Annotated in this window: 2 protein-coding genes; one reads left to right on the forward strand and one right to left on the reverse strand. The window is 66.9% G+C overall.

The genetic code is table 11. The features are described 5' to 3' along the window. The coding region (locus B2W70_RS01925) for a YifB family Mg chelatase-like AAA ATPase (RefSeq protein ID WP_286742287.1) at positions 1-1,066 on the reverse strand (1,066 nt) is incomplete at its 3' end. Between the two features lie 264 nt (positions 1,067-1,330). Here B2W70_RS01925 and B2W70_RS01930 point away from each other — a divergent pair. Beyond that, entirely contained in the window at positions 1,331-1,669 is a 339-nt protein-coding gene (locus B2W70_RS01930; protein ID WP_035039077.1) for a P-II family nitrogen regulator, read from the forward strand. The last annotated feature ends 2 nt before the right edge of the window (positions 1,670-1,671 follow it).

The following is a 1,671-nucleotide window of genomic DNA, read 5'->3' on the forward strand; positions in this document are numbered from 1 at the left end:
CGCAGGGGCAGGGATTCATGGCCGCCACCAACTGAAAGCGAGCGGGGAACTCGACGGTTCGGTGGGCCCTCGCGATGGAGATGTGCCCGGTTTCCAGCGGCTCGCGCAAGGCCTCCAGGGCGCTGCGAGGAAACTCGGGCAGCTCGTCAAGGAAGAGCACGCCCCGGTGCGCCAAGGAAATTTCACCCGGCCGAGGCGGCGAGCCCCCCCCAACCAAAGCCGCCCGAGAAGCCGAGTGATGGGGCGCCCTCACCCACCTGTGGCGCCAGCGCACGGCATCAAAGCCACCCGAGAGGCTGTGCACGGCCGCAGACTCCAGGGCCTCATCGGTTTCCAGCGGGGGCAACAAGCTCGGCAGGCGCTGAGCCAACATCGACTTGCCCGTGCCCGGTGGCCCCACCATCAAGAGGCTGTGCCCCGCAGCGGCAGCGATTTCAAGGGCCCGCTTGGCCACCGACTGACCGCGCACGTCTCGCAAGTCGAGGCCACAGGCGGCCTCGGCACCCCCCACCACAGCCGGAGGTTGCCACGGCGGCCGCCCCGCCTTGAGGACATCCACCACCTCGGCCAGGCCGCCCGCCCCCCAGACCGGCACGCCATCCACCAGCCCTGCTTCAGAGGCGCTGGCGGACGGCAGCACCAACCCGATGGCCGCCGCATCAGGGCCTCGCCGACGCAGAGATAAGGCCATGGCCAGCGCACCTCGAACCGGCCTCAAGTCTCCGCCGAGGGACAACTCACCCGCCAGCGCCAGGCCTTCAAGGTGGGGCAAGGGGATCTCGCCCATCGCCGCCAGGATGCCCACCGCGATGGGCAGGTCGAAACGACCGGATTCCTTGGGCAGGTCAGCCGGGGCCAGGTTGACGGTGATGCGCCGGTTGTGCGGGAACGCCAGCCCGGCGCTCGCCAACGCCGCCCGCACGCGCTCTCGGGCCTCCTTGACCTCGGTGTCGGCCAGGCCGACCAGGGTGAAGGACGGCAGGCCATTGGCCAAGTGCACCTCAACGGTGACTTCTGGGGCAGCCAGCCCATCCAGGGCCAGGCTGCGGACGACGGCAAGAGACATGTTGGAAGCGTTTGCGCGATGCAAAAAGGCCCATTCTGATCACGCAGCGAGTCAGGCGCACTCCCCACGAGGGGTGCATCACCAGTTTGGTGCAATCAGGGCCACGCGATGGCGCCCCATCGGGTGCACCGATTGCGTGCACGCACCGAAATGTGCATGCTGACGTGCAGCCCACCATGGCAAGGCACCCCGCCCACCTGCTGGCATGGAACATGCAGTTACTCCGCAGTCCATCCTTTTGCCAACCTCACCGGAGAACCAACCATGAAAATGGTGACCGCCATCGTCAAGCCTTTCAAGCTTGATGAAGTGCGTGAGGCCCTGTCTGCCATCGGCGTCCAGGGCATCACCGTGACCGAAGTCAAGGGCTTCGGCCGTCAGAAGGGCCACACCGAGCTGTACCGCGGTGCAGAGTACGTGGTCGACTTCCTGCCCAAAGTCAAGATCGAAGCCGCCGTGGACGAGGCCATCCTCGACCGCGTCATCGAAGCCATCGAGTCGTCGGCACGCACCGGCAAGATCGGCGACGGCAAGATCTTCGTGACCTCGCTCGAGCAGGTCATCCGCATCCGCACCGGCGAGACCGGTCAGGACGCACTCTGATC

Origin of the sequence: Aquabacterium sp. UBA2148 (assembly GCF_002328915.1) — a bacterium.
Classification (GTDB): Bacteria; Pseudomonadota; Gammaproteobacteria; order Burkholderiales; family Burkholderiaceae_C; genus Aquabacterium; species Aquabacterium parvum.

What these genes read in the sequence shown, in the direction of transcription:
- B2W70_RS01930 (WP_035039077.1), top strand. Translation starts at nt 1,331, where the DNA reads ATGAAAATGGTGACCGCCATCGTCAAGCCTTTCAAGCTTGATGAAGTG.